General features: G+C 66.5%; 4 protein-coding genes. 1 reads left to right on the top strand and 3 read right to left on the bottom strand.

The window, feature by feature from the left end:
• The first annotated feature begins 46 nt into the window (after window positions 1–46).
• On the top strand, window positions 47–1,438 hold the full coding sequence (locus ASC68_RS07735) for a PLP-dependent aminotransferase family protein (protein ID WP_055877359.1): 1,392 nt from the start codon (window positions 47–49) through the stop codon (window positions 1,436–1,438).
• A gap of 216 nt (window positions 1,439–1,654) precedes the next feature.
• Here the strand turns inward: ASC68_RS07735 and ASC68_RS07740 are convergent, their stop codons facing one another.
• The 3 genes from ASC68_RS07740 to ASC68_RS07750 all read right to left on the bottom strand — a co-directional run bounded on the left by ASC68_RS07740 (window position 1,655) and on the right by ASC68_RS07750 (window position 6,724).
• Complete coding sequence (locus ASC68_RS07740) at window positions 1,655–3,205, bottom strand: response regulator (RefSeq protein ID WP_055877362.1); 1,551 nt, start codon at window positions 3,203–3,205, stop codon at window positions 1,655–1,657.
• The gene (locus tag ASC68_RS07745; RefSeq protein WP_197421125.1) at window positions 3,202–3,555 is read right to left on the bottom strand and encodes an Hpt domain-containing protein; all 354 of its coding nucleotides are present in this window, start codon (window positions 3,553–3,555) and stop codon (window positions 3,202–3,204) included. The genes ASC68_RS07740 and ASC68_RS07745 overlap by 4 nt, the downstream gene beginning before the upstream one ends.
• Before the next feature lie 355 nt (window positions 3,556–3,910).
• Window positions 3,911–6,724 (bottom strand): response regulator, encoded by a 2,814-nt coding sequence (locus ASC68_RS07750; protein WP_055877368.1) that lies wholly within the window; start codon window positions 6,722–6,724, stop codon window positions 3,911–3,913.
• Window positions 6,725–6,880: the final 156 nt, after the last annotated feature.

Here is a 6,880-nt window from a genome sequence, read left to right on the forward strand (position 1 = left end):
TGCGAACCGCGCCAGTTACAGTCCAGTACAGTTCGAGCAAACTGTTATGGTCACGGATACAGCACAATCTGCGCCGCCAAGCCGGATCGAGCACCTCATGGCGACCATGCGCGCCCGCATTGCCGCGCGCAGCCTCGTCGCCGGCGCCCGGTTGCCCTCGGTGCGGGCCCTGGCGAAATCCTCCGAGGTCTCGGTCTCGACGGTGGTCGAGGCCTATAGCCGGCTGGTGGCCGAGGGGGTGCTTGTCTCACGCCCCGGCTCGGGTTTTTACGTCGCCCCGCAACTGGCGCCGATGCAGCTCTCGGCGGTGGAGCCCAGGCTCGATCGGGCCATCGATCCGCTCTGGGTCTCCCGCCAATCGCTCGAGGCCGACGATGCGGTGCCAAAACCCGGCTGCGGCTGGCTGCCCGCCGCCTGGATGGCCGAACAGAGCCTCCGGAAAGCCCTGCGCACCGCCTCCCGCGCCAGCGTCGATACTCTTACCAACTACGGCGCGCCGCTCGGGCTTCCGCTGCTGCGCCAGCTGATCAGCCGAAGGCTGGGCGAGCGTGGCGTCGAGGCGGCGCCCGACCAGATCGCCCTCACCGAAAGCGGCACTCAGGCTATCGACCTGATCTGCCGCTTCCTGCTCGAGCCGGGCGATACCGTGCTGGTCGACGATCCCTGCTACTTCAACTTCCAGGCGCTGCTGCGCGCCCATCGGGTGCGCGTCGTCAGCGTGCCCTATACGCCCAACGGACCCGATATCGAGGCCTTCGCCGCGACGCTCGCGGAGGAGAAGCCGCGGCTCTACATCACCAATTCGGCCATCCATAACCCCACGGGTGCGACGCTCTCGCCGGTCACTGCGCATCGGGTGCTGAAGCTCGCCGACCAGCACGGGCTCACTATCATCGAAGACGATATCTTCGCCGATTTCGAGCACAGCCCGGCGCCGCGGCTCGCCGGCTTTGACGGGCTCGACCGGGTGATCCAGATCGGCAGCTTCTCCAAGACCCTCTCCGCCTCGGTGCGGTGCGGGTTCATCGCCGTGAAGCGCGACTGGCTCGAGCCGCTGATCGAGCTGAAGATCGCCACCATGTTCGGCGGCGCCCGGCTCAACGAGGAGCTGGTGCTGAGCGTCCTCAGCGACGGGCGCTTTCACCGCCATGCCGAGGCCCTGCGCACCCGGCTGGAGCGGGCTCGTCGCAGCGTCGGCGGGCGGCTCGGCGAACTCGGCATCACCCCCTGGCTCGAACCGCGCGCCGGCATGTTCCTCTGGTGCCAACTGCCCGATGGCCGCGACAGCGCCGAGCTCGCCCGCGCCGCCCTGGCCGAGGGCATGGTGCTGGCCCCCGGCAACGCCTTCAGCGCCGCCCAGACCGCCGGCAACTTCATGCGCTTCAACATCGCGCAGATGGATGAGGGGAGTTTTGCGGCGTTGCGGCGGCTGCTGTGACGCGCCCTAAACCTGGTCACGCTAGGCACCCTCTAGCCACACCCACCGGCTGTCATCCGAGCGAAAGCTGGGACCCCACGGCGAGGGCCCCGCCCTCGTCCGACATCCACTTGCGCTGAGGCGAGTTGGGTCCCAGCTTTCGCTGGGATGACACCGAGTTTGAGGCACTATCGGGGGCAAACGGGGCATCGAGCTGTTACGTCTTTCACGCCCGCCCTACTCCGCCGCCGACTGCACCGCCACGGCCACCGGCCCCTCATCCTCCGCCTCGTCGAGCACCGGCGGTTCGGCTTCGGCTTCCTGCTTGGGCTCGACCAGCAGCAGGCCGAGGAAGACCAGCGCCAGCGCGCCCCAGGTCAACAGCGGCACGGCCTCGCCCAGCAGCAGCATGCTCCAGCCGATACCGGCAGCGGTGCCGGCATAGGCGGTCTGGCTGCCGAACACCGCGCCGGTGGTCTTGATCAGCCACATGAACAGCAGCATCGCCGCGTTCGAGGCCACCGCCATCAGCAGCACGATGATACCGGTCTGGCCGCTCAGCTGTTCGAACGGCACGAAATCGTTGGTCACGAAGGCAATCGGGATCAGCGTTGCGACCGAAACGACCTGCACCAGGCCGAACAGGGCGATGGTGTCGATCCTGGCCGGCCGCCGCTCGGCAATGAACAGGTCCTCGGCGGCATAGGTCACCGGAATGAGCAGGGCGAGGCCGACCCAGAGCCAGTTGGCGGCGATGTTCACCGGCATGCCGAACAACAGGATCACGATGATCCCGACGAGGCCAAGGCCGAGACCGGCAAAGCGCTTGAGGCTCGCGACCTCGGTGCGCATGAGCGCGGCGAACAGAAAGACGATGAAGCCTTCGAGCACGATGACGATCGAGACGATGAAGGCCGGCAACTGGCTCGCCATCCAGTAGACCAGCACCTGATTCAGCACTGCGCTGAGCAGCGCGAACACCACGATGAAGCTGATATCGCCGCGCCCGAGGCTCGACAGTTTCGGCAGCGTGCCGCGTTTGAGGCTGATGCCGATGCAGAGCACGGCCCCCAGCGTATCGATCAGGATGGCGAGACCCACCGGGTGCGCCTCGACTTCCGACGCGAGCTTCGCCAGCGGCACCACCAGCCCCCACAGCACGCCGCAGGCGATGAGGATCAGCGCGCCGCGAAACGTCCGGATGCTCTGGCGGAGCTTGCGTTCCCGCTCGTAGACGCTCTGCGCCATGGTGGAGAACACCTTGGCGAGCGTGCCGAGCCCGTCGCCCCGCGCCGCGACCTCGTTGATCCCCAGTTTTTCCGGGTTGAACTTGCCCAGTTCCAGCGTCGACGCGGCGCGGGTGAGCTTGGTCACCTCGCGCAGGTATTCCTTCTCGTTGTCGCGCAGCCGCTTCTTTTCGACCGAGGTCGAAAGCCGTGCCCTGAGCAGCGCCACCTCGAAATCCTTGGGCAGAAAATCCTCGGCGCCGAGCTCGATCGCCTTGACCACGCTGCTCATCTCTTCATCGAGCGCCGAGATGACGATCACCGGCAGGTCGCGCGTGCGGGCCGAGGCCTTCAATGCCCTCAGCACCTCGAAGCCATCCATCTCCGGCATCACGATATCGAGCAGCACCACGTCGAAGGCCGCGCCGCCCAACAGCTTCAGTGCTTCGACGCCGCTGCCGACGGTTTCGGCCGCATAGCCCAGCGCCTCGACGGCCTTGCTGAGCTTGGTCCGCACCATGGCGGAGTCGTCGACAATGAGGACCGTGCCGGCGCCGCTCATTGTGCGACCGCGGGGAACGCGGCGCGCAGCTCGCTCGCTGCTTCGGCGAAAGCGCGGCGCACCGCCTCGACTTCGGCCTCGCCGGGCAGCATGCCGGCCACGCATTGCGCCTCGAGCTCAGCTGACAGTTGGGCCAGCTCGCCTGCCCCCATGTCCCGGGCGTTCGATTTGAGCGAGTGCGCCGCCCGGCGTGCGCCCTGAAGATCACCCGAGCCCTGCGCTGCGGCCAATGCTTCGACGAGTTCCGGGGCTTCTTCGAGGAAGGATTCGATCAACTCGACCAGATCGGCCGGATCGCCGCCGACGATTTCCTGCAGCTTGTCGAGTGCCTGCCTGTCGATCGTCACCACGCCCTCACTACAACATTGCGCCATCACATTACTGAACTGGCGTCCCGCACTTTTTGTGGATTGCACCCCGATGGCTTGTCAATGGAACCGGAGGTCTGATGCCCAGCAGATAGGGACCAGCGCACAACTTGCTGGGCTTGGCTGATTGTTGGGGCCGATGCACTTCCCAGAGCCGCCGTCGGTGACCACAGGCCATCCGCCAGACGAGCTCACGGCCTCACCCACGCACCGGATGTCATCTCAGCGAAAGCTGGGACCCATTCCTCAGCCCGCACCAGTGGAAAGTTGGGTCCCTGCTTTCGCAGGGATGACACCGAGTGGGCGGAGCAAACGGGGCCCACTAAGGCCCGCCGCCCTACCCCCGCGCCGCTGCAAAGGCGCGCCGCAGCGATGCCACCAGTTCCTCGATATGCAGGGGCTTGCTGACATAGTCGTCGAGCCCGGCCTCGATATAGCGCTCGCGGTCGCCGGACATGGCGTTGGCGGTCAGCGCCACGACATAGGGCTGGTGCGCCGCGCCGGGGATCGAGGCGCGGATCAGCCGCGTTGCGTCGATGCCATCCATGTCGGGCATCTCGATATCCATCAGCACCACGTCATGCGCACCGCGACCGTAGGCCTCGATGGCCGAATGGCCGTCCGAGGCCATATCGGCCCGGTAGCCCAGCCGCTCCAGCACCTTGGAGGCCAGCTTGCGGTTGGTGGCGTTGTCGTCGACCAGCAGGATGCTGAGCGGATACTGGCGCGCCGTGTCGGCCACCGCCACGTCATGGCCCTGGCCCGCCCGGTCGACGCGCAGGGCGGCGCCGGCGAAGATCGCCATGAACGCATTGAGCAGTGGCGAGGCCTTGATCGGCCGGTTGAGCACCACGGCAAACCCAACCGTCTCCATCTCCCGCTTCTGCCGCTCCGACAACGGCACCATGGCGCTGAGCAGCACCAGCGGCATGCCGCCTTGCGGCCCCAGGGCGCGGATCTGCCGGGCCAGGGTAATGCCGTCAGTGCCACCGAGGTCCATGTCGAGCACCACGACGTCGAACACCTCAACGCCTGATAGCAGCGCCAGGGCCTCGGCCGCCGAAGCGCTGGCGCTCGGCGCCATGCCCCAGGATTGTGCCAGCTGCGTAACGATCCGCTGGTTGGTCAGGTTGTCGTCGACGATCAGCAGCCGCTTGCCGCTCAGTTCGCGCGCCGGCGGCAGTTGCGGCCGGCTGGCTGACGCGGCCGGCGTGGTGAGGGTGAAGCTGAAGGTCGTGCCCTTGCCCTCGGCACTCTCGACCGACACTTCGCCGCCCATCAGTTCAATCAGCCGCTTGCTGATGGCGAGGCCGAGGCCGGTGCCGCCATAACGGCGGGTGGTCGAGGCATCCACCTGGCTGAACGACTTAAACAGCCGATCCATGCGATCGGCCGGAATGCCGATGCCGGTATCGCGGATGGCAAAGCGCAGCGCCAGCTGGTCGCTGCCGGCACTCTCCGCCTCGGGCAACGGCATCACTGACAGGACGATCTCGCCCCGCTCGGTGAACTTGACCGCATTGTTGAGGAAGTTGAGCAGCACCTGGCGCAGCCGGTCATTGTCGGCGACCACCAGCTCGGGCGTCCCCGGCTCGATCACATAGCCGAGGTCGAGCCGCTTTTCCGCCGCCCGCGGCGCGACGAGGTCGATGGCGCTCTCGAGGCAATCGCGCAACACGAACGGACGCTGCTCGAGATCGAGCTTGCCCGCCTCGACCTTGGAGAAATCGAGGATGTCGTTGATGATGGTGAGCAGCGCCTCGGCGCTGTCATTAACGGTCTGCCCGAGATCGCGCTGCTCGGCATTGAGCTTGGTGGCGAGCAGCAGGTTCATCATGCCGATAATGCCGTTCATCGGCGTGCGGATTTCGTGGCTCATGGTGGCGAGGAACGTGCTCTTCGCCTCGTTGGCCGCCTCCGCCGCTTCCTTGGCCTGCTGCTGCGACAGCGAAAGCTGCAGCGTCTCGGTATAGAGCTGGGCATTGTGCAAAGCCGCGCCGGCATTGGCCGCCATGGTCGAGAGCAGCCGCACCGAATTGTCGTCGAACATCCCCTCGCGTGTCGTGCTCTGCACGCTGATGACGCCCATGGTGCCCTGCACAGTCTTGATCGGCACGCCGAGATAGGACGCGGCGTTCTTTCCCACGCGGGTCGCGCCGATCTGGGCGCTGCGCTCGTCGAGATCCTGGTTGATCAGCAGCGGCTCTCCGGTTTCGATGATCTTGCTGGTCAGCCCTTCGCCCAGCTTCAGCGTCGGGAACTCATCGCCAAACTGATACGGGAAGTCGATCAGTCCGGTCTCGGGGTCGAGCAGCGCCACATAGACGATGTCGGCCTCGAAAATGTCGCGCATCTGGTTGCCGATCAGCTGGATGGTGCTGTCGAAATCGGCCTCGGCAATCAGCGCCTCGCTGACCTTGCTGATGGCGCCAAGCTCGGCGGCGCGCTGTTCGGCCTGCTTGAGCAGGCGCTGCGTCTCGTCGAACAGGCGGGCATTGGCGATGGCGACGCCCATGCTGGCCGAGAGCCCCTGCAGCAGCCGCACATGGGTCTCGTTGAAGGCATTCTGCTCATAGGCCTGGACGCTCACCACGCCCAGCACCTCGTCGCCGGCAATGATCGGCACGCCCAGATAGGCTTCGGTCCGGTCGTCCTCGGTGGGGATCAGCGCCCCCAGCGCCACCTGTTCCTCGCTCGAGCGGAGCAGCAGCGGCTGGCCGGAAAGGATCACCTTTGAGGTCAGCCCCTCGCCCATCGCGAAGGGCTCGGGCTCATGATAGACGCCATAGAAGGCGTAGGGGACGGTGATCAGCCCCGCGGCGCTATCCTTAAGCAGGATCTCCACCACCTCGACCGAGACGATTTCCCGCACCTTGTCACCGACGATGCGGGTCACCGTCTTGACGTTCAGCGCCTTGCCCATCGCCTCGCCGACGCTGTTGAAGATGGCGAGTTCCTTGCTGCGCTGGTCGATCTCCTGCGTGGCGTGGATGAAGCTCCGCGCCAGGGCGGCGACATCGTCTTCACCCTCCGCCAGTCGCCTGAGACCATCGAGGTCGAGCGGCTCGGCCGTCGCTGCCCGCAAGGCGCTGAGACGTGCGGCGGGTGACATGGGGCTGGTGCGCGGAGGCAAGTCGTCGGCGACGGTCATCCTGAACTCCACTGCCCCCTGGAGCACGTCCGGCAGGCGCGCCACTCTGCTGCGCCCGTGAAAGTCCGTCAATTGCGGGTGAAGCCGACCGCCGGCGGTGCGGCTGGTCCTCCCCCGCGGGGCGGGGGAGGGGGACCATCCGAAGGATGGTGGAGG

Source organism: Devosia sp. Root105 (assembly GCF_001424865.1).
In the GTDB taxonomy this organism is placed as follows: Bacteria; Pseudomonadota; Alphaproteobacteria; order Rhizobiales; family Devosiaceae; genus Devosia_A.